This is a genomic window from Pontibacter mucosus (genome assembly GCF_003054055.1).
Taxonomy (GTDB): domain Bacteria; phylum Bacteroidota; class Bacteroidia; order Cytophagales; family Hymenobacteraceae; genus Pontibacter; species Pontibacter mucosus.
On the sequence record NZ_QBKI01000002.1, the window covers coordinates 613,941 to 639,258 of the forward strand.

The 25,318-nt window shown below is 54.1% G+C and carries 25 protein-coding genes; 14 read left to right on the forward strand and 11 right to left on the reverse strand.

The window, feature by feature from the left end; genetic code table 11:
* Positions 1-41: 41 nt before the first annotated feature.
* Positions 42-812, reverse strand: coding sequence for an SDR family NAD(P)-dependent oxidoreductase (locus C8N40_RS06125; protein ID WP_108210893.1), 771 nt, complete (start codon positions 810-812; stop codon positions 42-44).
* Positions 813-1,044: 232 nt separating this feature from the next.
* Between C8N40_RS06125 and C8N40_RS06130 the strand changes: the two genes are divergently transcribed.
* Positions 1,045-2,439 carry an HTTM domain-containing protein gene (locus C8N40_RS06130; RefSeq protein ID WP_108210894.1) on the forward strand — a complete coding sequence of 465 codons (1,395 nt, stop codon included), beginning with the start codon at positions 1,045-1,047 and terminating at the stop codon, positions 2,437-2,439.
* 343 nt (positions 2,440-2,782) lie between these two features.
* Here C8N40_RS06130 and C8N40_RS06135 read toward each other — a convergent pair whose 3' ends face one another.
* Positions 2,783-3,547, reverse strand: a complete 765-nt coding sequence (locus C8N40_RS06135; RefSeq protein ID WP_170114028.1) for a hypothetical protein — start codon at positions 3,545-3,547, stop codon at positions 2,783-2,785.
* 344 nt (positions 3,548-3,891) lie between these two features.
* On the opposite strand from C8N40_RS06135, the gene C8N40_RS06140 reads away from it, so the two are divergent.
* From C8N40_RS06140 to C8N40_RS06160, 5 genes are all read left to right on the forward strand, one after another.
* Positions 3,892-4,299, forward strand: coding sequence for a hypothetical protein (locus tag C8N40_RS06140; protein WP_108210895.1), 408 nt, complete (start codon positions 3,892-3,894; stop codon positions 4,297-4,299).
* A gap of 182 nt (positions 4,300-4,481) precedes the next feature.
* Complete coding sequence (locus tag C8N40_RS06145) at positions 4,482-5,582, forward strand: efflux RND transporter periplasmic adaptor subunit (RefSeq protein WP_108210979.1); 1,101 nt, start codon at positions 4,482-4,484, stop codon at positions 5,580-5,582.
* 197 nt (positions 5,583-5,779) lie between these two features.
* On the forward strand, positions 5,780-8,926 hold the full coding sequence (locus C8N40_RS06150; RefSeq protein WP_108210896.1) for an efflux RND transporter permease subunit: 3,147 nt from the start codon (positions 5,780-5,782) through the stop codon (positions 8,924-8,926).
* Positions 8,927-8,961: 35 nt separating this feature from the next.
* Entirely contained in the window at positions 8,962-10,413 is a 1,452-nt protein-coding gene (locus tag C8N40_RS06155; protein WP_108210980.1) for an efflux transporter outer membrane subunit, read from the forward strand.
* A 285-nt stretch (positions 10,414-10,698) separates the two neighbouring features.
* Positions 10,699-10,980 carry a hypothetical protein gene (locus C8N40_RS06160; RefSeq protein WP_108210897.1) on the forward strand — a complete coding sequence of 94 codons (282 nt, stop codon included), beginning with the start codon at positions 10,699-10,701 and terminating at the stop codon, positions 10,978-10,980.
* On the opposite strand, the gene C8N40_RS06165 is transcribed toward C8N40_RS06160, so the two are convergent.
* Positions 10,977-11,495, reverse strand: coding sequence for a hypothetical protein (locus C8N40_RS06165; protein ID WP_108210898.1), 519 nt, complete (start codon positions 11,493-11,495; stop codon positions 10,977-10,979). The genes C8N40_RS06160 and C8N40_RS06165 overlap by 4 nt on opposite strands.
* A gap of 461 nt (positions 11,496-11,956) precedes the next feature.
* Between C8N40_RS06165 and C8N40_RS06170 the strand changes: the two genes are divergently transcribed.
* The 3 genes from C8N40_RS06170 to C8N40_RS06180 all read left to right on the forward strand — a co-directional run bounded on the left by C8N40_RS06170 (position 11,957) and on the right by C8N40_RS06180 (position 14,250).
* Positions 11,957-12,514 (forward strand): hypothetical protein, encoded by a 558-nt coding sequence (locus C8N40_RS06170; protein WP_108210899.1) that lies wholly within the window; start codon positions 11,957-11,959, stop codon positions 12,512-12,514.
* Between the two features lie 122 nt (positions 12,515-12,636).
* Entirely contained in the window at positions 12,637-13,512 is an 876-nt protein-coding gene (locus tag C8N40_RS06175; protein ID WP_108210900.1) for a hypothetical protein, read from the forward strand.
* A 288-nt stretch (positions 13,513-13,800) separates the two neighbouring features.
* A complete protein-coding gene (locus C8N40_RS06180) occupies positions 13,801-14,250 on the forward strand; it encodes a PepSY-like domain-containing protein (protein ID WP_108210901.1) in 450 nt (149 codons plus the stop codon).
* 115 nt (positions 14,251-14,365) lie between these two features.
* Here the strand turns inward: C8N40_RS06180 and C8N40_RS06185 are convergent, their stop codons facing one another.
* From C8N40_RS06185 to C8N40_RS06205, 4 genes are all read right to left on the reverse strand, one after another.
* Positions 14,366-14,791, reverse strand: coding sequence for a hypothetical protein (locus C8N40_RS06185; RefSeq protein WP_108210902.1), 426 nt, complete (start codon positions 14,789-14,791; stop codon positions 14,366-14,368).
* 293 nt (positions 14,792-15,084) lie between these two features.
* A complete protein-coding gene (locus tag C8N40_RS06190; RefSeq protein WP_108210903.1) occupies positions 15,085-16,005 on the reverse strand; it encodes a macrolide 2'-phosphotransferase in 921 nt (306 codons plus the stop codon).
* A gap of 337 nt (positions 16,006-16,342) precedes the next feature.
* On the reverse strand, positions 16,343-16,819 hold the full coding sequence (locus tag C8N40_RS06195) for a hypothetical protein (RefSeq protein ID WP_146173521.1): 477 nt from the start codon (positions 16,817-16,819) through the stop codon (positions 16,343-16,345).
* Between the two features lie 320 nt (positions 16,820-17,139).
* Positions 17,140-17,919, reverse strand: a complete 780-nt coding sequence (locus C8N40_RS06205; protein WP_245905014.1) for a bestrophin-like domain — start codon at positions 17,917-17,919, stop codon at positions 17,140-17,142.
* Positions 17,920-18,174: 255 nt separating this feature from the next.
* Here C8N40_RS06205 and C8N40_RS06210 point away from each other — a divergent pair, with 255 nt between their 5' ends.
* The gene (locus tag C8N40_RS06210) at positions 18,175-18,864 is read left to right on the forward strand and encodes a hypothetical protein (protein WP_108210906.1); all 690 of its coding nucleotides are present in this window, start codon (positions 18,175-18,177) and stop codon (positions 18,862-18,864) included.
* Between the two features lie 29 nt (positions 18,865-18,893).
* A complete protein-coding gene (locus C8N40_RS06215) occupies positions 18,894-19,703 on the forward strand; it encodes a hypothetical protein (protein ID WP_108210907.1) in 810 nt (269 codons plus the stop codon).
* A 47-nt stretch (positions 19,704-19,750) separates the two neighbouring features.
* Here the strand turns inward: C8N40_RS06215 and C8N40_RS06220 are convergent, their stop codons facing one another.
* Positions 19,751-20,374: a hypothetical protein gene (locus C8N40_RS06220; RefSeq protein WP_146173522.1), complete on the reverse strand. Its 624-nt coding sequence runs from the start codon at positions 20,372-20,374 to the stop codon at positions 19,751-19,753.
* Positions 20,358-20,879: an RNA polymerase sigma factor gene (locus C8N40_RS06225; RefSeq protein ID WP_108210909.1), complete on the reverse strand. Its 522-nt coding sequence runs from the start codon at positions 20,877-20,879 to the stop codon at positions 20,358-20,360. Before C8N40_RS06225 ends, C8N40_RS06220 begins: the two co-directional genes overlap by 17 nt.
* A gap of 280 nt (positions 20,880-21,159) precedes the next feature.
* On the opposite strand from C8N40_RS06225, the gene C8N40_RS06230 reads away from it, so the two are divergent.
* Entirely contained in the window at positions 21,160-21,513 is a 354-nt protein-coding gene (locus tag C8N40_RS06230; protein WP_108210910.1) for a DUF6152 family protein, read from the forward strand.
* Positions 21,514-21,515: 2 nt separating this feature from the next.
* On the forward strand, positions 21,516-22,001 hold the full coding sequence (locus C8N40_RS06235; RefSeq protein WP_245905015.1) for a DUF6644 family protein: 486 nt from the start codon (positions 21,516-21,518) through the stop codon (positions 21,999-22,001).
* Positions 22,002-23,199: 1,198 nt separating this feature from the next.
* Here the strand turns inward: C8N40_RS06235 and C8N40_RS06240 are convergent.
* Together C8N40_RS06240 and C8N40_RS06245 are read right to left on the reverse strand one after the other, a co-directional pair.
* Positions 23,200-23,811: a c-type cytochrome gene (locus tag C8N40_RS06240; protein ID WP_108210911.1), complete on the reverse strand. Its 612-nt coding sequence runs from the start codon at positions 23,809-23,811 to the stop codon at positions 23,200-23,202.
* A 298-nt stretch (positions 23,812-24,109) separates the two neighbouring features.
* Positions 24,110-24,463 carry an endonuclease domain-containing protein gene (locus C8N40_RS06245; RefSeq protein ID WP_108210912.1) on the reverse strand — a complete coding sequence of 118 codons (354 nt, stop codon included), beginning with the start codon at positions 24,461-24,463 and terminating at the stop codon, positions 24,110-24,112.
* 236 nt (positions 24,464-24,699) lie between these two features.
* Here C8N40_RS06245 and C8N40_RS06250 point away from each other — a divergent pair, with 236 nt between their 5' ends.
* Positions 24,700-25,284, forward strand: a complete 585-nt coding sequence (locus C8N40_RS06250) for a Crp/Fnr family transcriptional regulator (RefSeq protein ID WP_108210913.1) — start codon at positions 24,700-24,702, stop codon at positions 25,282-25,284.
* Positions 25,285-25,318: the final 34 nt, after the last annotated feature.

Here is a 25,318-nt window from a genome sequence, read left to right on the forward strand (position 1 = left end):
TACAAAGGCCGGGGCTATACTTTTTTATACTTGGCTATACTTTACTGCGACAGGTAAGCGCCGTCCACGGCATAGTAAGCCCCGTTTACAAAGGAAGCCTTCGGTGAGCTTAGCCATACCACCAGCTCCGCCACTTCCTCGGCCTCGCCCAGTCTGCCGATCGGGTGCATTTTCACGAGCGCCTGGAGCGTCTCCTCGCCCAGGCTGGTAACCAGGGGCGTGTTGATGAAGGCTGGGCCGATGGCGTTGATGCGGATACCCTTGGAGGCATACTCCAGGGCGCCCGTTTTGGTGAGGCCCACCACGCCGTGCTTGGCTGCCACATACCCCGACGAGTTAGCAAAGCCCACCTGCCCGAGTATGGAGGAGTTGTTCACGATGGCGCCGCCGCCGTTCTGCAGCATCTGCCTAATCTGGTAGTGCATGCAGTAGAAAACGCTGTTCAGGTTGATGTTAACGACCTTCTGCCAGCCCTCGATGCTCATATCACCAACCGGGTTCGACTCGCCCCCGATGCCCGCGTTGTTAAAGGCAACGTCCAGCCTGCCGAAGGCGTCCACGGTCTGCTGCACCAGCTGCTCGCAATCCTGCGGGTTAGACACATCCGCTTTCACGAAAGTGGCCTCGCCGCCAGCTCTGTTTATCTCCTCCACCACTTGCTGCCCTTTGTCCTCTGCAATGTCCGATACCACCACTTTGGCGCCTTCGCGGGCATAAAACAGTGCTGTGGCTTTTCCGATGCCGGAGGAGGCCCCGGTAACCAATGCCACTTTGCCTGCTAACTGGTTTGTTCCGTTTCCATTTCCATTCATAGTTATGTACTTATCTGTTATGAGAAATTTATTTACATGGCAAAGTTCTGCAAACGCTTATACTTACATGATGACGACGGTCAGGGTGTAAACTGCTTTTTGTCACTAAAACAAAGTATAGCTTAAGTAAACTTTCATACGTAAGTTCACGGTATAGTTGTCAGTTGCCTGGCCCTCAGGTGGCTGCCGATTCATCCTGTGTACCGCACACCGTCTCAGCGCCCTTTGAACCATGAAACATCTGATGCAACAGCTTCTGAAGCCCATCGGGATATACCCGTTAGTGTATTTCCGTATCCTGTTCGGGTTGTTGATGTTCTGCGAGGGGGTAGGGGCCGTGCTGATCGACTGGGTGCAGGAGCATTACGTGGAGCCCACCATCCACTTTGGCTACATTGGCCTGGAGTGGATAAAGCCGCTGCCAGGCTACGGCATGGTGTACGTGTACCTGCTCATGGCGCTGCTGGGCCTGTTCATCATGGTGGGCTGGCATTACAAGGTAGTCTCCTTTCTGTTTTTCCTGCTGTTCAGCTACAGCTTTTTCTCTGAGAAAACACACTACCTCAACCACCACTACCTGATCATGCTCGTGAGCGGACTGATGGTGCTGCTGCCGGCCCACCGTAAGCTGTCGTGGGATGTGCGGCGCAGGCCGGAGCTGGAAAGCGAGGTGGCGCCGCAGTGGACGCTCTGGCTTTTCAGGGGGCAGCTGCTGCTGGTGTACTTTTACGCCGGCGTGGCCAAAATACAACCCGACTGGCTGGCGGCCAAGTCGGTGAGCATCTGGATGTCGGCCAAAACGCACTTCTACGTGATCGGACCCTACCTGAACACACCGGCCATGATACAGCTGGTGGTCTGGGGCGGTGTGGTGTTCGATTTCCTGATCGGCTTTGCCTTGCTCTGGCCCCGCACGCGCATGGTGGCTTTCTGGGTGGCCTTCTGCTTTCACATCTTCAACTCGGCGGTGTTTCATGTGGGGGTGTTCCCATACTTTATGATTGCGGCCAATGTGCTGTTCTTTAGCCCGGAGCAGATTGCGCGGTGGTTTTTCCGTAGGAAAACCGATCCTGCCCTGCTGGCGCAGCAGCCCCTGAAGCAGCCGCGCTGGCAGCTGCGGCTGGGCGCGCAGTTTTTTATACTTTACCTGGGCTGGCAGCTGCTCTTCCCGCTACGGCATTTCTTTATTCCCGGCGACGTGAACTGGACCGAGGAGGGGCACCGCTTTTCGTGGCGGATGATGCTGCGCACCAAGCGGGGCGCGGTATACTACCTGGTGAAAGATGCGGCCACCGGGCAGCAGCAAACCGTATGGCCCCACGATTACCTGGCCAAGGAGCAGCTGCGGGAGCTTCCCAAGCACCCTGATATGATCTGGCAGTTTGCCCAGTTCCTGAAAGAAGAGTACCGCAGGCAGGGGATGCAGGAGCCGGAAGTATACGCCATTTCCAGCCTCAGCCTCAACGGCTACCCGCGCCACCCCATTGTGGACCCGAACGTGAACCTGGCCGCTGTGCCCTATAACTGGGGTGCCAAAAGCTGGGTAACGCCACGCCCCGAAGCGGACGGCTGGCCCTGGAAAAAGTGGATGGCAACAGAGGATGGGGAAAAGGAGGGAGCCAAGTAGAGTATATAGCCGTTATAGAAATTTGTCTCCATGGAGGCAGTGCTGTTAAGCTCTAACTTAAAGCACTAGTTCATGAGAGTAAAGTTGAAAGTGGTAATAGCTAGATTCTCCCTTTGAGGGGAGTTAGAGGGGTGTTGAGTTTAAGCTAAAGACTTTTGCGACCGGCCTTACACCCCTATTGAGCGATGCTCGCAAACGGCTAACTCTCGTTCTTGTTTGTCCTCAAGGGGACAGTTCTTTGTTAGACTTAACAGTCCTGCCTCTCCAGAGAGGTTAAGGGTGGGTTAACATATCCTCCAAAGTAGAGTAATCACAATAATGCCGGCCCGGGCGTTCAGCGCGTCTACCATTCCATCTCGTCATCATCCTCTTCCTCATCATCGAAGTATACTTCATCCCAGTCCGTTTCCGGAGCAGCCGCGGCTACTTCTATACTTTCTCCGGTAATTCCAGCCTCGGCCAGGAGCTTGTCCACCAGGGGCTGCTGTGCTTCCTCAAAAATCAGCTCGCCGCGCTGCAGGAAGCGGTTGGTATCCAGCAGTACCTCGTAGATAGGGGTGTGTACGTGGCGGGGGATTCTGTAGAGGCGCGGATCGTCTTTGGCGAAGGGCGTGGCCACCTTGGAACCAAACAAGTATGGGATCAGGATTTTAGAGCAGCTGACGGCGATGCGGTGCACTTCGTATACCTCGAAGTACTCCTGCAGCCGGCCGTTGATGTTCTCGAAAAACTCCAGCGTTTCGCCCAGCCGCACCCTGGACCCGGCCCTGGACTTGCCCTTTGTTTTGAGGTGCTTGATCTGGCTTTTCCCCTGCTTCTTGCGCACCATGTACGAGCGCCATACTTTGTGGTCGAGGTTGCGGCCGTTCTCGAAATACCCCATGGCGCAATTGCCCGACTGCACCAGCAGGATGACGTAATTTACCTGCGCTTTTTCTCCCGTTTGGCCGGGGTAGGGGAGCGGGAGCGGCAGGCGGAATCCTAATTCCTGCTCATCCAAAGCCAGCGTGAGCCGGTGGCGTTCGTAGTCGTAAGTATGCGGCACGGCGGCCTGCTGCAGGTGGCGGAGCAGTTTGGCGCTTAGTTCCAGTGGTAAAAATCGGTTCATTGCTCGTAGCTGTGGTTGCAGGGCGGTTTTCCGTCCGAAATTAAGTATAAATTTAAAGCTGTTTGGTAGAATTGAATCTCCTTATCAGGATACATAACGAGATAAGCGGAAAACTGCGTGCAATAACTTCAGCCGTTCCTGGTTTTCCGCTTGTCACATATAAATACAAGTCCTGCCTATGACTCCGTAACCCTGAGCCCAAATTGCAGAAGTGGTAAACAGGCCATTATGGAAAATAAAGGCACTTTTTGTCTTTATCCTTGAAAGTGTGGAGCAGCAGTTGATCCTATTCCGAAGAATAAGTAAACTTGTATATTGCTTCATTTAATTGCAGTGACGTTTACATGATCAGGAAGTGGTTTAACTGGTTGGTGCTCTCATGCTTTATTCTGCATGTGGCGCTTTACTTCAGCACCTCCCATGTTGCCGGTAAATCCATCATTCAGCTCGAGGAGCTGCTCGAGGGCCGTGACAGTGGCGAAGGCATAGCCGAAGACGACTCCCCGATCGATCTGATGCTGCAGGAGTATCTTGATCTGATTGAGGACTTTCCCCGAACCGAAACCTCTAAACCCACCCACAAGGGGGCCGGCTCTGTCTACCATACCACCCTCAAGCCTGTTCTGAAAAACACGGCAGCGCCTTTCCAACCGGAAGGTTTCTCCATTACCAAAAGCTGTACCCCATACCGGCCGCTGAACTTCCTGCTCTCGGAATACCACGGGTACCTCTTCCGGTTCAAACCCTTCTAGATTTCTTCCTTCGTCAGACTCCGCGTGGCTCCCATCCACGCATTTGAACAGGCTACTGACCGCTGAGTTTTTTGCTCTCCGGTACCGGCAGCCTCAGTATACTATTGTCTTTTAACATCACAATTGTCACAGTTACGATGAAACTGCTATCGAAGAAATCTAGCGTATTATATACCTTTACCATGAGTGCCCTTGTGGCCGGCTGCACAGCCCAGGGCGGCGAAATAGACAACAGCAAAACCGAGACAGCCCTGCCTGTCACACAACTCATCACCAAAGATACCACCCTGCACCTCGACTACGTGTCTGACATTCAGGCTGTGCGTCACGTCGAGGTGAGAGCACGCATCAACGGCTACATCGACAAGATCTTTGTCGATGAGGGGCAGGAAGTGAAGGCAGGCCAGGTGCTTTTCAAACTCAACTCGAAAGAGCGCGAGGCGGAGCTTGCCAAGGCAAAGGCTAACCTCAACAACGCCGTGGCTGAGGCAATGGCCGCCGAAGTAGAGGTAGGGCGCGTGCGCCTGCTCGTGGAGAAAAACGTGATCTCGGCATCAGAACTTGAGCTGGCCAAGGCCAGGCAAAAGGCCGCCAAAGCCAGGGTAGAGGAGGCCCGATCAGCCCACGACCATGCCGAGAACCTGCTTGCCTATACCAGCATCCGGGCCCCGTTTGCAGGTGTCGTAGACCGTATTCCGCTCAAAGTGGGCAGCATTGTGTCAGAGGGTGCTCTGCTTACCTCCCTGTCAGACTTGCAGTCGGTGTACGCATACTTTGAGGTATCAGAGAAAGAGTACCTGAGCTACATCAGAGCCCGCCAGAAAGGGGACGATGCCAACAATAACGCTGTGCAGCTAATCCTGGCTGACGGCAGCACCTATCCGCATGAGGGTAAAATTGAGACCATGGAGGGTGTATTTGCCCCCAACACCGGATCTATTGCCTTCCGGGCCACCTTCCCCAACCCATCCAAGATCCTAAAACACCACGCTACGGGTAAAGTGCGCCTCTTCAACGAGGTGGACAGTGCCCTGCTGGTACCGCAGAAAGCCACCTTTGAGATCCAGGACAAGAACTTCGTCTACATTGTAGGGGAGGATAACAAGGTCCAGACCAGGAGCTTTGAGCCAAAGGCGCGCTTCTCCCACTTCTACATCGTGGAGTCTGGCTTGGAGCCGGGCGAGCAGGTGGTATACGAAGGAGCCCAGACGCTGCGCGAAGGAACCCTCATCACACCGGAGCTTATCCCGATGGACAGCCTGCTGGCTGCTACGCCAAGGTAGGTTTTCCGGGTTGTAAGCCACCCGCTTCTCGTGCAGGAGCTTTGGCCGGGCGCTGCGGCGCACCGGACGGAGAACCTGTGATCGGTCGTGCCTGGGGCAGACTGTGCTAAACCTGTCGGGTTCACCCAAACTCCTGCACAAATGTGTGCCGGCTGCCCCTGTGCGGCCGGGATTTTAGGCAATTAGTAAAAACATCCATGTTAAAGATATTTATACAAAGGCCGGTGCTTTCGCTGGTCATTTCCCTGATTATAGTGCTGCTGGGGGGTCTGTCGATCCTGAACCTGCCCGTAACGCAGTTCCCTGATATCGTACCGCCCTCCGTTACGGTTACTGCCAAGTATACCGGTGCCAATGCCGAAGTAAGTACCAATGCCGTGGCCACGCCGCTCGAGCGCGCCATCAACGGGGTGCCGGGCATGACTTATATGACCTCGGTGTCGAGCAACAACGGCGTGACGCTGATCCAGATCTTCTTTGAAGTGGGCACCGACCCTGACCTGGCCGCTGTGAACGTGCAGAACCGCGTGACTACCGTGCTTGACGAGTTGCCCGAAGAGGTGATCAAGGCCGGTGTGACCACTGAGAAAGAGGTGAACAGCATGCTGCTCTACCTCAACCTGATGAGCGACGACCCGAATGCCGACGAGGAGTTCGTGTACAACTTCGCTGACATCAATATCCTGCAGGAGCTCAAACGTATCGACGGCGTGGGTTTCTGCGAGATCATGGGTAACCGCGAGTACTCCATGCGTGTGTGGCTCAAGCCCGACCGCCTGATGGCCTACGGCGTATCGCCTGACGAAGTAATCGAGGCCATCCGCGCCCAGAACGTGGAGGCTGCGCCGGGTAAAGCAGGCGAAAGCTCGGGCGGCAACGCCCAGATGCTGCAGTACGTGCTCCGCTACACCGGTAAGCTTTTCGAGCCTGCCCAGTATGAGAACATTGCCATCCGCGCCAAGGAAGACGGTTCCGGCTCGGTGCTGCGCCTCAAAGACGTAGCCGACATCGAGTTTGGCGCCATGGACTACGGCATGGTGTCGAAAACAGACGGCCGTCCGTCGGCTTCTATTATGATTAAGCAGCGCCCGGGCTCAAACGCCAAGGAGGTAATCGAGAACGTGAAGCTGAAGATGGCCGAGCTGGAGGAGACTTCTTTCCCGCCGAGCATGAAGTATAACCTGGCTTACGACGTGTCCCGCTTCCTCGACGCCTCTATGTCTGCCGTACTCATCACCCTGATTGAGGCCTTTATCCTGGTGTCGATCGTGGTGTTCATCTTCCTGCAGGACTGGCGGTCCACACTGATTCCGATTCTGGCCGTGCCGGTATCGCTGGTGGGTACTTTCTTCTTCATGGACATGTTCGACTTCTCTATCAACCTGCTCACGCTGTTTGCGCTGGTGCTGGCCATCGGTATTGTCGTCGATAACGCCATTGTGGTCGTCGAGGCCGTGCACAGCAAGATGCACGAGAAGAAGATGAACGCCCGCGAGGCTACCCTGGAGGCGATGGGTGAGATCAGCGGTGCAATCATCGCGATCACGTTGGTGATGTCGGCGGTGTTTGTGCCGGTGGCGATGATGACGGGTCCGGTGGGAATCTTCTACCGCCAGTTCTCGCTCACGCTGGCCATTTCGATTGTGATTTCCGGTATCAACGCCCTCACGCTCACGCCGGCCCTTTGCGCCCTCATGCTGAAGGCAGACCATAACCAGCACAGGAAGCAAAGCCTGCTGCAACGCTTCTTCAACAAATTTAACCTGGGCTATGGCAAAGTGGAAAATGGCTACAAGGCCCTTATTCTGCGCATTGCCGGCCGCCGAACGGTTACGCTGGGCATCCTGCTGGTGTTCGTGCTCGGTACTTGGGGTATCACCCGCATCCTGCCGACAGGCTTTATCCCGACCGAAGACCAGGGGATGATTTACGTGAACGTGACCACGCCGGCAGGCGCCACCGTGGAGCGTACCGAGTATGTGCTGGACCAGGTGCAGCAAGCTGCCGAGGAGATTGAGGCGGTGGAGAACGTGTCGACCCTGGCGGGCTTCAGTTTGCTGACCGATGCGGCCGGCGCCTCTTACGGCATGGGCATGATCAACCTCAAGTCCTGGGACGACCGCACTGAGTCGGTGGATGATATTATCGCCCAGCTCACCGAGAAAACGGCCTACCTGAAAGACGCCAGCATCGAGTTTTTCCCGCCGCCAACCGTGCCGGGCTTCGGTAACTCGAGCGGCTTTGAGCTGCGCCTGCTGGCCCGCGACAAAACCGCCACGCTCAGCGAGACTGCCGAGGTAACGAACCAGTTTGTGCAGGCCATGCAGCAGGCGCCGGAGGTGAGCAGCGCCTTCACCAACTTCGACGCCAACTTCCCGCAGTACCTGATCCACGTGGACCAGGACATGGCGGCCAAAAAGGGCGTTACCGTGGACAATGCCATGAGCACCCTGCAGACGCTGATGGGTAGTTACTACGCCTCTAACTTCATCCGTTTCGGGCAGATGTACAAAGTGATGGTGCAGGCCTCGCCTGACTACCGCAGCAAGCCGGAGGATGTGCTGAAGATGTTCGTGAAAAACAAGTGGGGCGAGATGGTGCCGTTCTCAGCTTTCGTGTCGCTGGAGCGCGTGTATGGGCCGGAGCAGCTCACCCGCTACAATATGTATACCTCGGCCATGATAAACGGGAGCGCTGCGCCAGGGTATAGCACCGGCGATGCCATCAAGGCCATTGAGCGCGTGGCAGAGGAAACCCTGCCGAGAGGCTATACTTACGAGTGGTCCGGTATGACGCGCGAGGAGATCCTTTCAGGTAACCAGACGGTTTTCATCTTCATCGTCTGCCTGCTTTTTGTATACCTGCTGCTGGCCGGTCAGTACGAAAGCTTCCTGCTGCCGCTGCCGGTAATCCTGTCGCTGCCGACGGGGATATTCGGTGCCTTCCTGTCGCTGCAGCTGCTGGGCTTGCAGAACAACATCTACGCACAGGTGGCCCTGGTGATGCTCATCGGTTTGCTGGGTAAGAATGCCATCCTGATTGTGGAGTTTGCCATACAGCGGCAAAAGGAGGGGCGCACCGTGCTGCAGGCCGCCGTGGACGGTGCCGTGTCGCGTTTCCGGCCGATTCTGATGACCTCGCTGGCCTTTGTGGCCGGACTTATCCCGCTGACGATTGCGACCGGGGCGGGTGCCATGGGTAACCGCTCGATAGGCACGGCTGCTGCAGGCGGCATGCTCATAGGCACCATCTTCGGTGTCGTGATCATCCCTGGCCTGTACGTGCTGTTCGCCTCCATCGGGAAGGGCAAGAAGAAAAAGAAAGAAGAGTTGGCCACGGCCTAAGCCTTCGGATGTTTTATCAAATTGATTTTGCAACCATGCATTTATATAGAAGCTTTTTAAAAACCATACCTTGCCTCCTGTTGCTGGTACTGCTGGGAGCCTGTAAGGCCATCGAGCCTGCCCAGCTGCCGGCTGCAGCACCCATGCCTGCCTCCTTTGGCAGTACCACCGACTCCGCCAGCATGGGCGATATGCGCTGGCGCGATTTCTTTAAAGACGAGCACCTGGTGCGCCTGATAGACACGGCGCTGCACAATAACCCGGATGTGCTGGCAGCCGCGCAGCAGATAGAGCTGGCCAGAGCCACTGTGCTGCAAACGCGGGGCGCCCGTTTGCCGCAGGTGTCGGCCGTGGGTGCCGCGGGCGTGGATCGCTACGGTAAGTATACCATGACGGGTGTCGGAAACTTCGACACCAACCTGTCGCCGAACATTTCTGAAGATCAGAAAGTGGCGCAGCCGCATGTGCCGGAATATTTCCTGGGCCTGCGCAGCTCCTGGGAGATCGACCTCTGGGGCAAGTTGCGGCAGTCCAGAAAGGCGGCCTTTGCCCGTCTGCTCGCCTCCGAAAAAGGCAGGCAGCTGGTCACTACTTCGCTGGTGGCCGATGTGGCCAACCTATACTACCAGCTGCTTTCGCTCGACAATGAACTGGCCATCCTGGACCGCAACATCGCCCTGCAGGAAAGAGCCCTGGAGCTGGTGCGTATTCAGAAAGAAGGGGGCAGGGCCACGGAGCTGGCTGTAAAACAGTTTGCCGCCCAGCTGCTGAACACGCAGGCTTTGAAGGCGGAGAAAACGCAGGAGATCACGGAAACGGAGAACCAGCTGAACCGTTTGCTGGGCCGCCACCCGCAGCCGATTGTGCGGGGCGCCTCGCTGGTGGAGCAGGAGCTGCCGGAGCAGGTGCAGGCCGGTGTACCGAGCGACCTGTTGCGCCGCCGGCCCGACATTCAGCAGGCAGAGCTGGAGCTGCAGGCCACGAAGGCCGATGTGGCTGCTGCCCGCGCCGCCTTCCTGCCTGCTCTCACGCTCAACCCCTATGTGGGCTATAACGCCTTCGACGCTTCCCTGCTGTTTAAGCCTGCCTCCCTGGCCTATGGCGTATTGGGCGGATTGTCGGCGCCTTTGCTCAACCGCAGCAACATCCGGGCTGATTTCCGGCGTGCCGATGCAGGCAAACTGCAGGCTTTCGCAGCCTACCAGGGCGCCGTGCTGACGGGGGTGCAGGAGGTGATGACCAACCTGCGTGGCATCGAGAACTTTAGGCAGGCGGCTGAGCTGAAACAGGAAGAGGTGGAGGTGTTGCAGGAGGCCGTAGGAACCGCCAACGATCTCTACGCTGCCGGCTACGCCAGTTACCTCGAGATTATCACGGCCCAGCGCAGCGTACTCGAAGCCGAACTGCACCTGACGAATACCCGCAAAAATATACTTCAGTCCACGGTGGGACTCTACCGCGCCCTTGGCGGCGGCTGGCTGGAATAAGCGAAGTATAGCTAAGGCTGATTGTTACCAGCAAAGCCGCAGCCGGATGTTCCGCTGCGGCTTTGCTGTTTTAAAACTGCAGGCTGAATGCGAAGCTAGCTTTTGAAGTATAGATGGTATAACGTAGCGGCAAAAACTGGGGTAGTGGCAGCAATTATACGGCAGTTTATACTTTACAAAGTATACTTTCATGCGCCACCATCCAACCAAAGTATAAACCCCGTGCCCAACCTCAACTAAAAAGTATAACTTCGGTTTACAAAGTATAGATAACACCAAACAGCCATGACGACAACCTATAAACCCATCGACCGGACTTATTTTAACCACCTGAAGGCGCTGGCTGATAGCAGGGCAGGGGTGAGGCTGCAGTACTATACCGACATCCGGGAGTTTATCACGCAGTTTGTTACCCTGAAGGGGCTGGCTACCAAAGGAGAGGAAGAGTACCTGTTGCTGGCCAGTGGCGAGGAGGTGCGGCTCGACAGGATTGTGCGTGTGGATGACAAGCCTGCACCCGGCTATGACGAGGATTACTTTCAGTGCGATATCGGCCCCAGGGCCTAGAGTTTCATCAGCTTGATTTCTTCCTCAATGGCAGGGCTGAGGACCATGATCAGGTGCTCGGCAAAGGCGGCATTGGCTATCTGTTTGTCATCCATCAATACTACCAGGCCAATCGGATCGGTCTCCTCAGACAAAAGCATAGAGCCCAGGTAGCTGGTGACTCCCATCTTGTCCAGCTCCTCATCCTCCGGGAACGAGGCAGCAACATCAAAAGGAAAGTAGCAAAACCGCTGGCACATGGTTTCTTCGCAGGGGGTGCCCTTAAGGAGGTACGTAAAGTTATCCATCGGCATGCCTTCGTCCATCATCACCAGGGTATGCACGCTCTGCTTGTCATCAGACAACCGGCCTATCAGCACGTATTTAACGCCCGTATGCGTTGTGATAAAGGTGGCTATTTCAGACAGGGTTTTGTTATGCCTCCCTTTCTCACACAGAACCAGGGCCGCCTCCAATACCTCTTCTTCCTCCTGCCCCGGCTCATACTGCCAGTAGTGTATTTGTCTGTACTCCATTGGGAAATATAATAATAGCAGGCGAAATTACTAAATTCTTAGGGAAGAGGGTGACGCAGCTAAGCGAAAAGGATGTTATTAATGGCCAATAAACGTTTTATGGCAGTAAATAGCTTTGCACCTGAAGTCTGAAAGTATAATATGCGTGCTCGTACCCACCTGTGGTTTGGCAACAGTCTCCTTAGCAGCAGCCCCGACCATTCGGTGAGGTAAAAAGACCGGGAGGCCAGGATCACCGTACAGAAGCCGTTATACTTCCCTGGCTAGCCCCGTTATAAAAAGCTGGCCCGGAATTTACGTGGTTTGGCAGGCAGTTTTGCAATGCATTAGCGATGTATACAGAAGTATAGCTAAATACGTATACAGCCGTAATGCTATACTAACAGGAAATTGCACAGGGGCTGTACCTTCCTGAACCAGGGGCAAGTATACACAAAAGCGGCGCTGGCCGTTAATCAAACATGGGTGACGCAAAAATGAGGTCTATCTTTCTGCTACTGCTGCTACTGCTGGGCTCCTGCGCTACCCAACGCCAGGCCAACACACCCCCCGAAGTGAGCCCCGCGGAAAAGCAGGAGGCGCAAAGCCAGGCTGCCGCGCAGCAGCATGGCCGGGCAGGTCAGTCCGGAACCTACCGCCCCCGGTTTTACCCACCGGCCATTTATACGTTACCAACCCTGCTGCCTGTCAGGTCTCAGGTCCTGCCGCTCCATACTTTTGGGCAGTTCTCAAAACCAGGTCATTATAGGCCTTGCCCGCAGTGCCCGGCCCAGCCTCTTGTGCAAACCGCGTACCTGCTCGATACCCTGCGCCTGGACTCGCTGAACCGGGAGCTGAAGGTGGAGCGCCTGGCCAACGTAGCCCTACGGGACAGGCTGCAGCGTACGGAGGCAGACCGCGATTACTGGCGCGAGATGAACCGGAAAAAACGCTGGGCCATCATCGCTATGATTGTTTTCGCCGTGCTCTACATCCTCTTCAAGGTGCTGGCCGCGCGGGTGCGGGAGTCGGAAGAATAAGGCTTCTAACTTCATAAACTGACAAGTATAAAACCTGCCCCAGGTATGGTTTTGTAAACCACTCGTCCTCTCCCTCGTTTAAAAAGGTACCGTTTTTATCAACCTAAAATGTAAAGAAAGCTATGGACAGACGAGAAAGAGAGCATTACGACGACAACGACCGTGATTTTAACCGCCGGGCAGGCTATGACAGGAACGACGAGCACTACCACAGCGCCCGCAACCTGACCAACGATTTTGAGCGCCACTACCAGCAGGAGCACGGCCACAACCGGGGCGACTACCCAACCCGGCGCAGCTACCACGAGGGCAACGACCTGGGCGATATGTACGAGCGCCGCATGCAGGATGCGGGGCATTTCAGGTGGTACTCTGATATGGAGCATGAGGGGAACAGGGGCAGGAACAGGCGCTATGACCGCCACATGAACAGCGAGCGCGACCGTTTCGGCAACTACCAGGACGACTACCGCGACATACGGCACATGGGCAGCAGCGACCGGGACCGCAACCAGGGCTGGCAGAGCGACAGGAGGGACAGCACGAACCGCGGCGACTTACAGCGCGGCTACGGCATCTCCGACTACGGCGGCACCTCCGACCGCCACAACACCCTCGGCAGCGACAGCAACCGCGGCAGCTACGGCCAATCCGGCTCGCGTGGCCAGTATGGCAGCGAGCGCTACGGCGGAGGCATGGGCGATAATTTCCCGAGCTCTAATCGCGGCGTGCCCGACACAACCTATGGCATGGGCAGCTCCTCCGACAGGTATGGCACCGGCAGTTCCTATGGTGGCAGCAATTATGGCGGCGGCACCGGCTACTCCGGCGGACACCGGGGCGGCTCCTTTGGCAACAGCAGCTATGGCAGTTCCTCCGGAAACTACGGAGGGCAGGGCTCCATGGGCAGTGGCACCTACGGCGGGCGCAGCAGCTACGGCCGCGACCGGACCTCCCATAACTCCGACCGGGGTACTGATGAGCTAGGAGGCTTTTAAGTATACGATGCCGGCCGCTGCTCCTGGAGGCGGCCGGCATCGTATAAACCTTTCCTGAAACTACTTTGCAGGAACGGCGGGATCCGAGCTATACTTCAAACGCCTCTAAGACAGAACTTTTCTGAAATTATACTTTGGTAATAAATTGCACTTGTTTTTATACTTTTTCTAAACCAGGAGTTGTGTTTGAGGTATAAGAGGTAGTGTGTCAGGTTGATACAAAGTATAGAGATTGTAGGGATATAGTCTTTGTATCAGCCTATTGTGTAACTTAAATGAGAAGAAGCTATGAAAAAAGTTGTGTTGCTATTGGCCCTTGGATTTGGGATAAGTACCGTGACATTGGCACAGGATAATGTGCCGCAGCAGGTAAAAAGTAAGTTTGAGAGCAGCTATGCACAGGCTACCGATGTAGAGTGGAAGCAAAAGGACGATGGGTACTGGGTAAAGTTCGAGATGAACAACACCGAGCACTATGTAGCCTACGATGCCAACGGTAATGTGAAGAAACACGGTCAGGAAATTCCGGTATCGGAGTTGCCGCAGGCGGTGAGGGACGCCATTAACAAGCAATACCCTAACCGGGAGATTGAAGAAGCAGGTACTGTAGAAAAGGACGGCAAGACCATGTACAAGGCCAAGCTTGATGGCGAGCCGGAAGACCTGAAAGTAATCTTTAATGCGGATGGCAGCGTGGTTAAAGAGAAAGACAAAGGCGATAAGAAACACAAGAACTAAGCGCTTTTAGCGGATACAGCAAAAGGGGCGGCCACTAGCAGGTCGCCCTTTTTTGTTTTTTGTGCTGTCGCTTCATCAGCTATTTCGGTGTGCTTATACTTTATACCTACCGGGCCTACGGAAACGGTTCCTCTACCCACAGTTTGCGGGCAACACCTACACCCACTATGGTGCCTCGACCGCCTCCACGCAGCAGGATAGCCACGTTTTGCCCCTGGTGCAGCTCGCTGATGCTAATGGGCTGGCCCTCGAGGCCGACCTTCTGTGCCGTTGGCTGCACCAGTACGTAAGCCCGTTGGTAGCGGGAGTCGACTGAAGGGGCCAGCGCCTCTACCTCCAGCACCACCTGCCCGTCGCTGTAGTGGCTCGCCAAAACCCTTCCCCGGATATCCACCCGCTCAGGGGCCATACTTTTATACGCCCTGGTTTCCGTTTCCCCGGAAGCATTAGCCGGCCCTGTGGCGGTTTGGCAGCCTGCCAGCAGCAACATGCCCAGCAAGGTTAAAAAGAGGTGGTTCAGGTTTAAGTTGTTTGTTTTCATGGTGTTATACTTTCTTATACTTTATAACGCAGTGCTGCAGGTTCCGGATGTGCGTCTCTAGCTGTGCATCAGGAAGTGGTACTTTGGCAATTCCGGGGGTGGGTGGATTTATACTTTGGGAGCTGCTTTTTTATGGCGGGATAAAGTGAAGCCTCAACAAATTTCCTCCTTCGGCCGGTTGCTCCTGAGTGAAGCGGATGAACAAAGCTTCCGTCACAGGCGCCGGCTAAAAACGCACAGGCGCTGGACTATGTAATCCAGCGCCTGTGCGTTTATTCGGATCCGGGCAGGTGTCAGGTATCCAGCCCCAACGCGGTTTTTGCCATGGGCAGGTATTCCTCCGAGCCCGACTCCAGCACAAACAACCCGATGTTGACACCGTAAGCTGCCAGCCGCTGCTGTATATGCTCCAGCATGCGGGGCCATACATTTCCGCCGGCCTTCTCGTAAGCCTGTAACAGGGCTTTGGTCGTCTCTTCCCCAAAAGAGGCCAGCAGCGCCACGAAATCAATGGCAGGGTCGCTCACTTCAGCTTCGGTCCAGTCAAGGAAGCCGTTTACTTTTCCGTTTTTGTCGGTCAGTATATGGGCCGCCTGCAGGTCGCCGTGTACCAGGCTGGATTGGGTAGGCCAGAAGCTGTCGTCCCCGATCCAGCTTTGCCACTGCTCCCACAGCGGTTGCGCCACGCCCAGTTCCCTTTTTACGCGGTGCATCTGCGTTTCCAGCTTTTGGCGCGCCTGCTCTGGCTGGTATACTTTCAGGCCTGCCTGTGCAGCAGCTTCTGTATTTAGGGTATGCAGGGCAGCTACAGCCTCGCCCAGCGAGGTGATGAAGGCTTGGGGCAGGTTCTCCGGTTCCAGGTTCCAGATATAGCACTTTTGCTCCATATCGATGTTGGCGACAGGTGTGCCTGCTAAGCGGGGATAGGCAATCAGGCTTTCATGGAAAATCTGCCAATCAGGTACGGCAACAGGCAGTTTGCCCTGCAGCCATTGCAGCACCCTATGCTCGTTTTGGGCGCGGGGAAGCACATCGGGACGGCGTGCTATCCGCAGTATCCAGTTTTTATAATTTACATCCTGCGCCTGAACTACCTGGAAGTCCAGTCCAGTTTCATTGTAGCGGAAGGTTTCGGGTTGCAGATGCAGGCCATGTGCCTGGGCAATGGAGATAAAAGCTGCCGGGGCGGCAGGTTGATTTATACTTTCTTTCATGGTCAACTCGTCTCTGATAAAACATTGTACTTTAACCGGTTGGTGCCGGCTTTCTATACTTGGAAGCGCCTGCTGATGGGCAATAGGATGCCAGCCCGACCCGTGTTGGGGCGGTTAGCAGCGCTGCAGCTGCATTGAATTACAGATAGAGTTGCAGTAAAGAAGTAGTAAAGTTCATGCGGTATTTCAGGTTTTCACTTCAAGATAAGGAACTATACGCAGTAATGGAAACAGGGTAGGAGCTGTGCGGGAAAGGGCTGCTCAAAGTATAACCACGCTGTAAAACAAAAGCACGGGCCATAAGCCCGTGCTTTTGATATATCCTTCTTAAGCTGGTTTACTTCTTTCTAACAAATTTCCAGGTATACACGCCGCGGCGCGAGGTGGTTTTCTCCTGGTCCGGCGCTTCCTCCGGGAAGCCAGCCCAATCAAGCTCATCCACCCACACCATCTCGTCGCCATTCAAAGAGGTGATGATGTAGTCGTTGGTTTCAGCGTCTCGCTGCAGGCGGATATAGGTAGAGTCGTTGGGGTCCGGGAAGGTATAGGTCCATACATCCTTGTCCGAGCTACCAGGCAGGGTGACAGTCATTTTCTGGCCGTTGAAATGGAAGTTTGCTGCGCGTTCCGAAGTATCGGCATACATTACCTCACCGCTGGTGGAGTAGTATATTCTTTCCACGGCTGTGTTCGTCCAGTCGCCCCGCATATCAGCATCGAGCTCCGAAACCACTGGTATTACAGTCTCTTCGTCGTCGTTACAAGAGGTCAGAAAAAGAGATAGGCATAAGGGTATAAATAATAGCTTTTTCATGAAAAGTACAATTAAGTAAGTAAAGGAATTTTGTTTGATGGGGTAGAAGTGGGCCGATAAATGCAGATATATGATTTTTTGTACCCTTAGTACGTGCTGATTCAAAAAGGGTTTATTAGAAATTTACAAGAAAGGATATTGTATGATGGAAGTGCTTGTTAGTCAGTTAGCTAAGGTGCTTGCTTTCCGGTGCGTTTGCTGTGCGTACCAAGGGTATCAGGAAGCAGCCCCTTTCTCCCAACAAGCGGGCCTGCAGGCTTTGGCGAGTTTATACTTTCAGGCAGGCGTTTTTGCTACACTTCATACTTTAAAAGCGGGGTTCAATCTGGTTTAAGGCGCTCCAGGCTGTGTTGGTCTACTTTCACGATGCCGCGTACGGGCCGGTCCAGGTCGATGATGATGAAAACAACCAGGCAGATCATAAAACTCAGCAAGGCTGAGGGCAGCGTGGTGCGCCTTTGGCCCAGTCCGCTGCCATACCCTATCAAGGCCCCTGACATAATGAAAACCACAAACAGCAAGTATAAAATCACCTCGGGCACGTGCATGATCAGCAGGGCGTTCCGTTCGTTGTGGGCGATGACCAGGTTATTGAGTGCCGTCAGGAAGAAGCCGGTGGTCACGGGGCTCGGGTCTAGGCGGGCAGCTCCTACAGCCAGATCCCAGAGCGAGCGCTGCAGGGCTTCCGTTTTGGTGGCCAGTGCCTCCTGCTCTTTCACCATCGCGTAATTCGTGTTGCTTAAGGCCAGCCGCAGATCGATGTATTGTTGCAGCTGTGTGCGGGTAAGCGAGTCGAAAGGGGCAGGGAGCAGGTGCGTGCGCATCAGGGCGGTGCTAATGGCATTGGCCTCGTTAATGACGGATTTGCTGCGGTTGTTGTAGCTTTGCAGCGATATGTTAAAGGCAAAGCCAAGTATAAGCGCCAGCAAGCCCAGGGTGCCGGCCTGTATGGTGTTGGTCTGCGCTTTTACGTCTTTGTCGGTTCTGCGCTGGTGGTGGCGGCCTATCCGGTAGCCGGTTTCCTGGGCCAGCATTATCAGCACAAACAACACCGCCACAATCAGGATACTGTTGTGCCCGTACAAATATTCCTTCGTCATGCCTTTTATACTTCTCTGCGCCAGCCGCAGGCATCTGAAAAGCGGCTATGCCCTATACGTGTTTTCCGCCCGGAAGAAGTATAAATGGTGCAGCCGAATCCATCCTAACAACCGCTTTTAACAGGAAGCCTGCCCGCTGGCGCAAACTCAAGGATTGTCCGCCTGCTACCAGTTTAATAGGCAGAAATAAATATAGGACTGCCGGAATGCTTTCCTTGGAAAAACGATATATTTGGTTGCCCTAAACCTATGTGCATGAAAACACGCTTCGCCTTCCTCTTTTTGCTTATGTTACTCAGTGCCTGCACAAAGGAATCAGATGGCCCCGACATGGATTACCCGGCCTCCTTCAAACTCAGGCGCTTTGATCAGGTGCAGCCGGTCCGGATGTTTACCCGGAATGGGGAGGTAAAAGATGCGGACTTTATCAAGAATCACGACCTGACCCGCAGGATGCAAATGCACTATGATTTGGAAGCCACCGCGCCCGATGATGCCTCAGATCCTGATATCACTTTCCTGTCCCGTTCAGAAGCAGAAATGAATGGTGGGAGCACCAGGTATGAGGTAAAGAAACAGGGCGACGCGCTGCTGCTTACCTCCAGGGAAGAGCGCTCCTCGGGGTATAATCGTAACGGTGAGTTTTACGTGAACCTGATGATTGGCCTGAGCAAGTATAAGCCCCTTATGTACGATAAACAGGCATTGCCTCCTGCCCTGTACACCGGGTTTGATTATACCTATAAAACGAAAGACCAACTGGTTGTTTCGGTAGCAGGGCAGGAACTGCTCTTTCACCGGTTAGCCTATGCCCATCAAAACCAGTATAACGGCCGAAGTATGGTTATCAACAACCAGTTCGACCCGGCAGGCATTTCCCTGCTCCGCGATGGGGATACGCTGGTAGTACAGGAGTTTGCGATAGTAGGTGTGCCTTTAAAATAACCGGATTACCCCGTCAACTTGAAGCTGCCATGAAAACAAAACTACGCTTTCTGCTGCCATGGGTAGTGTTGCTTGGGGGCTGCTCCGGGAGCGATGCACCGGCGCCTGACCTGCCCGCCTGTTTGCTGGTAGAGCAGGTTTCCACAATCACCTATGATCCGGTTTTGCATCCCGATAACCCCATCCCAACGCAGACGATCACCACCCGCCTGGACTATACCGGCAAGCAGGTGCTGGCTACTGTTTTCGAGACAGAATATACTGGTGCCTATTTCGAGAGGGCTGATGTAAAGTATAATAAGCAAGGCCAGCTTACCGAAATCATACATCAGCGCTACCGCTATGTGAACGAGTATAACGGGCAGGGGAAACTGGCCAGGCAGACCAGGTACGCCAATCGGATGGGCGACCACAAAGAGGAGGAAACGGGATACTATACTTTAACTTATAACGGCCACCATGAACTCGCGGAGGCTCACTATGTCAGTATGGTTTCCGGGAAGCCGGTTGCGGAATTGATGTGGCGCTATACATACGTGGAGGGAGATCCGGTTTATGTAGAACAGCTGGAGCCGGGTGGTGAGAGCTATTATCAGGCAGCGATAACGTATGACGACAAACACCTGCCAAGCCCATCTTTTGCCCATCTATATTTTGAGCCGCTGCGCCCGCCATCGGTGCACAACCAGTTGAGCTATACCGTGCAGAACGATAACCCGAGCTACGCCAGCTATACCACAGTCTATACTTATAATGCAGCGGGTTATCCGGTTACGGCCACTACCCGTTTTACAGATGGCAGAGAACAGGTAGTGACCTATACGTATCAGTGTGAGTAAAGACGGCAAGATAGCCGCGAAAACCTTCTGTTTTCAGTACCCTCATACTATCCTGCGCTCCTGTAATCATCCAGAATGGCCTGCAGCTCCTGAAGGGGCCGGAGAAAGTACTTTTTGTTCTCGTTCCGGATAACCAGAAAGCAGCTGAGCAGCGTGAGGAGGTAAGTCACGATGGCACCGGTCGGGAAGGCCAGCACCCCACCCGGGAAGTATAAGTTGAACACCAGGATTACGCCTATCGCGGAAAGCAGTGGAATCAGCCCAAGGTCATACCGCTTCTTGAAAGTATAAAACCCCGCCAGCCGGCTCCGCTGCTCGCTCACGTAAGTATAAATGGAGGCCCCACTCGTCCCGTTAAGCTTTGCCACAGCCATTTGCTTGTAGCGCCTCAGCATGATGGCCGTGAACGGCACCGTCACCCCGAAGCCGAACAGGCTCAGGAGCAGGACATCTGTATCAGCCCCGTACCGGATAGCGACGTGGCTTAACAAGGCATACACGATGATATGCAAGGTAAACGTGGCCCAGAAGTAGCGAAAGATACTGTTGTTTTGCTTTTTCATTCTTGTTCGGATTATGTGGTTAAAGGTAGCGGCATTGTAGGGATCGGCGGACCCGAAAGCCGGTTGCTCCGCGTTCCACTTTTGCTTCAGTTCATCTAGGGTTGGCATGGGCGTAGGGGTTTTCTTGTTTCTTCAGCATCGATTCCAGTTCCTTCTTTATCCGCACCAGGCGCACGCTCACGTTGCTTTTGGTCAGGCCCGTTATCTGTGCAATTTCCTCGTAGCGCAGGTCCTCCAGGTAAAGCAGCACAATAGCCTTGTTCAGCGGCGAAAGGCTAGCGATGGCCGCATGGAGCAGCTTTATACTTTCCTCCTGATGGCTGACCGGCTCGTCGGGTATCTGGTGGTGGCCCTCCGAAAGCGGTTGGTTTTGGTGTTTGCGCTCCTTGCGCCGGTAGGTCAGGGCGGTGTTCAGGCAGACGCGATACATCCAGGTAGAGAACCTGGAGCGGCCGTCGAAGCTAGGGTACGACCGCCAGAGTTGGTAGAGCATTTCCTGGATCACATCCTGCTTCTCCTCCGCATCATCAAAGTATAAACCGCACACCTTATGCGCTATGCCCAGGTGCTGGTTTAGCTGCTGCATAAAGGTATCGTTAACGTGCTCTGCCATCGTGCTTTCGGTTTACATGCGGTTATGCTATTAGTTGCAGAAGTTAAGGGAAAACTACATCCAAGCTAAAAATTATTAGAAATATGATTTACAGGGAGAAAGGGGTGGTAATAATAAGATTGAGTTTTAGGAGTGGCGGGATTTCTAAAGTATAGCTGAGTGGGAAAAAAGCATGAGCTGCAAGCTCGCGGCAACGGAAGATGTAACCAGGTGAAAAGAGTTAATCCCTTTTCAATTTCCCTCGTTTGTAAATAGGTGTATCACTAACCTGTTAATACGTATGATCTTACCTGCCAAACTCCTCCTGATACTTTCCGTGCCGCTGGCTATGGCTTTTCCGGTTTTGCACCATGGGTGGGCTAACTACGACCAGACCACCACGCTCGACTATACCGGACTGGTGAAGGAAATCACCTACGAAAACCCGCACGGCATGCTGCAGCTAGAGCACGAGGACAAGACCTGGACGGTGGTGCTGGCGCCTCCCAGCCGCATGAACGCCCGTGGCCTGACAAAAGATATGATCCAACCCGGCGACTCGGTGCGTGTAGTGGGCTATCCACATAAAGAAGTGAAGGACGAGATGCGGGCGGAGCGGATTTACGTGGGCGATAAGAAAGTAGAGCTCCGCTAGCGGTGTCCGCTACCCTGGCAGAAATGCTGCAGGCGCTGGAGGATTCTGCCCTGGCCAGCGGCATTCGGCAATCAACCTGGCTATACCCGTTCCTGGAGATTGTGCACATCCTGGGCATCGTGCTGCTGGTGGGTGCCGCCTTCCTCTTCGATCTGCGTTTGCTCGGCTTCTCCAGAAAACTGCCTGTCCCGGACCTGGCGCGCCACCTGTTGCCCTGGTCCAGGAGGGGCTTGTACCTGATCGTGCCTTCCGGTTTGCTCTTGTTCAGCACCAATGCGGTTGCCCTGGCAGCCGATACCGTTTTTCACATGAAGCTGCTACTGCTGGTAGTGGGCGGCTTAAACGCAGGCCTCTTTCACCGGTTTCTCGCTCCTTCCTCCCCAGACTGGGGGCAGGGCAACACACCCCGCGCCGCCAAAGCCGTAGCCCTGTGCTCGATGGTGGTGTGGGTGGCGGTGATCACGTTCGGGCGCTTGCTGGCGTATTAAATTTGTTTAAATCGATGGTGTAAGCTAGAGGCTTTCCTATTTCAACAGAAGTAACTCGCTTCGTAGCCTCACACCCCTATAGAGCGCTGCTTGATTCTCTTTTTTGTCATCCTGTAAGGATCTTGGTGGCGAGAAGCAGAAGCTTTATCTCCGGGGTAGAGGCCCTCTTTTACAAAAGGAAAACCTCAGCAAGAGATTACACCCCTATGGTCCCACTGCTGCACCGGATTTGTATTCCGGCGCTTTTTTAACCGCGGATTTGCAATCCGAAAGAGCGTAAGAAAACCTCAGCAAGAGATTACACCACTGTTGAGCGCAGCTCGCAAGCTTCGAACTCTCGTTCTCGGTAGTCCAAGGCGGGGAGTCTGTTTTTGCTGGCGCCATATTATAAGCTTTGTAGCCACAGTTCTCGCGCGGACAGGTCGCGACCTGTCCCTACAAGTGTAAACCCACCCCTCAGAGCTGCGCTCGCTAGCTCAAAACTCCCGTTTTGGCTAGTCCAGAGGAGGGGAATTATACTTGCCCTTTCGCTGTCATCTCGAACGCAGTGAGAGATCTATCTGTAATTCTACTTAGATCTCTCCCAAAGGTCGAGATGACAGAATAGCCGCGGCTATCGACCTTCTCCCAGCCTTTGGGTTGAGCGCCTCGAGAGGTTCCGGTGCCCGGAGGGCATTGCGACGTCAGGAGCAAAGGAAGCGAAAGCAGCGCGATGCCCGAAGGCGAGCCCTCTCGGGCTTGAGAGCTCCAAAGCCAGAGGTGCAACGTTAGGTTTATGTGAACTAGAGGATGAACGGAAGCTAGTAAGGATAGCTTGTTTCAAGTTGCGGGAAGCAGTGGCTATGAAAGTATAAACCAGCAAGTATAAATCGGCAAGTATGAAAGTATAGCCAAAGTATAAAGTATGGCTTTTCAAGCCAGTCGAGTCACAGACCCGACACCATAGCAGGACATAAGTCTGAAGACTTGCGCCAGAAAGAGTAAGTATAAATGTATGGCTTACGCGGACTTGGAAGTCCGCAGCAGCGGTGGTTCCGGACAAGGATGTCCGGAACAGCGGTGTAGCAAAGTATAAAAGTGTAGCTGAAGTATAAAGTATGACTCTCTGAGCCACTCGAATTACAAATCCATAGGAAGGCACGAGCTGCAATCTCGCACCAGAGCGTCCCCTCTTAAAGTATCAATTCAAAGTGTAATCTTACTTACCGGCAGCGGCGGTTACCGGAGGCTCGGGGGCCGGAACGACATTGTTGATCGGCTTGGTGGATTTGAGGTAGGCGAAAATGGCGCTCAACTCCTCGTCCGTCATGTTCTTGTACATGTCCCAGGGCATGGGGGGCAGCAAGGTGCGGCTGGTTTCGATGCCTTTATACTTGCCCTGGCGTATGGCCGTGAAGAACTGTTTTTCGGTCCAGTTGCCGATACCGGTCGCATCGGAGGTGATGTTGGCCGCATACGAAATACCCCAGGGACCCACCCAGGCTGTCAGGGTTTGGGTGACTACCAGCCCTTTCTGCTCCATCATTTTCCGGTCCACGTCAGGTGGCGGCATATCGGCCGGGTGTCCGGACAAAGCTCTGGAGAAATCAAATTCCTGTCCTTTATCCGTCATTTTTTTAGGCGTATGGCAATCGTGGCAGGCAGAGGTAAGCACCAGGTGCTCCCCCAGTTTTATCTTTTCCTTGTCATCCTGGAGGGCAGCAGTAGTAGCCGGCTTGCTGTTTTTTTCAGGCTTATCTTTCAGAGGCGATGGAACAAGCAATAAGAGGGAGAAGAGCAGGAGGGAAGAGATTAATAAAAAGATTTTCATAGCGGTAAGATTTTAGGTTGAGTCAGTGTGTAAACAGTGATACCTAATTTACCTATAATCTATATCATCCGGAACAACTTCCCGGATTACCGCGTGAACAGCCCGGCGGATTGGGTTAAGGCACTGAAAACGGGAATAAACTGTTTTGTTGTGGGCTGAGTTGGTTTAGAATGGGGAGTTGCGGGGCTTGATTAGCTGGCAAGCATGAGCGGTTGTTCCAACCACCCCCAACCCCTCCTTGTCTAAGGCGGGGAGCTTTTCTTGCCTACCAACTTAAATTGACTTGCTCTTATTTACCTTACTTGCTGAAGCTGCTGCGGATTTCTTGAAGGACGGCATCCAGGTGAACAAATATTTCTTTGTTCTCAAAGCGGAGTACCTTGATGCCTAATTCCTGGAGAACTTGGTCACGCACTGTATCGGATTGTTCTGCTGCAGCATGAAAATGTACATGCCCGTCAAGCTCGATGGCTAGCTTTTCTGAAGGGCTGTAAAAATCTAGAATGTAGTTGCCGATGCTATGCTGGCGCCTGAATTTTCGACCTTCCAATTGGGAGGACCTTAGATGTTTCCAAAGCTCTGCTTCTGCGGGAGTTGAGTTGCTCCTAAGTTCCTTCCTGTTTTCTTTCAGGTATTTCCTGTTGTGCAGCATTATACCAACTATACTTATAGAAGGATGAAAGCCAACTACACGCTTAAAAGTTCAAGAAGTAAGTAAGAAAAGCTCCCCGCCTTAGACAAGGAGGGGCTGGGGGTGGTTGGACCCCAGCAACTATAAAACCTTACCCGCAGCCAAAACCAAACCCAACTCACCCCCGAAGTATACCTACCCACTTCCCAAATCTCCCAACTTCCACTAACTTGCAGCAACAGACACTTGCCTAAAGTATGACCCAAGAACTGCAGCAGCTAAAGCAACTGGTAACCGGCATCCGGGCTTTGCCTGAAGAAGACTGGCAGGCGTTTGCGGCTGTGTGGACGCGCCATGTGGCTAAGCGGAAGGAGCCCCTGACCATGGCGGGGGAGGTGGAGCATTATTTATACTTTGTGGCCGATGGGGTGCAGCGGGTGTATTACTTCGACGACCAGGACCGGGAAGCGACGCTGGTGTTTACCTATTGCCCGTCCTTTGGCGGCGTGCTCGATTCCTTTATGCTGCAGCAGCCTTCGCGCTACTACTATGAAACCCTGACCCCCTCCGTTTTCCTGCGAGCGCCTTTCCCGGAGCTGCAACGGCTCATGCAGACCAGGCCGGCCATCGAATCCATGATACGGGAGGGGCTGAGCCATAGCCTGTCGGGTTTGCTGGCGCGGTTGGTGGAGCTGCAGTGTTATACGTCGGAGGAGCGGTTCCGGAAACTGCTGCAGCGCAGCCCCCACATTCTGCAACTCGTGCCGCATAAATACCTGGCCAATTACCTGGGCATCGACCCGACCAACTTCAGCAAACTGCTCAATAAAGTACGCATCTGAAATCTTGGTATTTACCAAGAATAGTCTTTGCGGG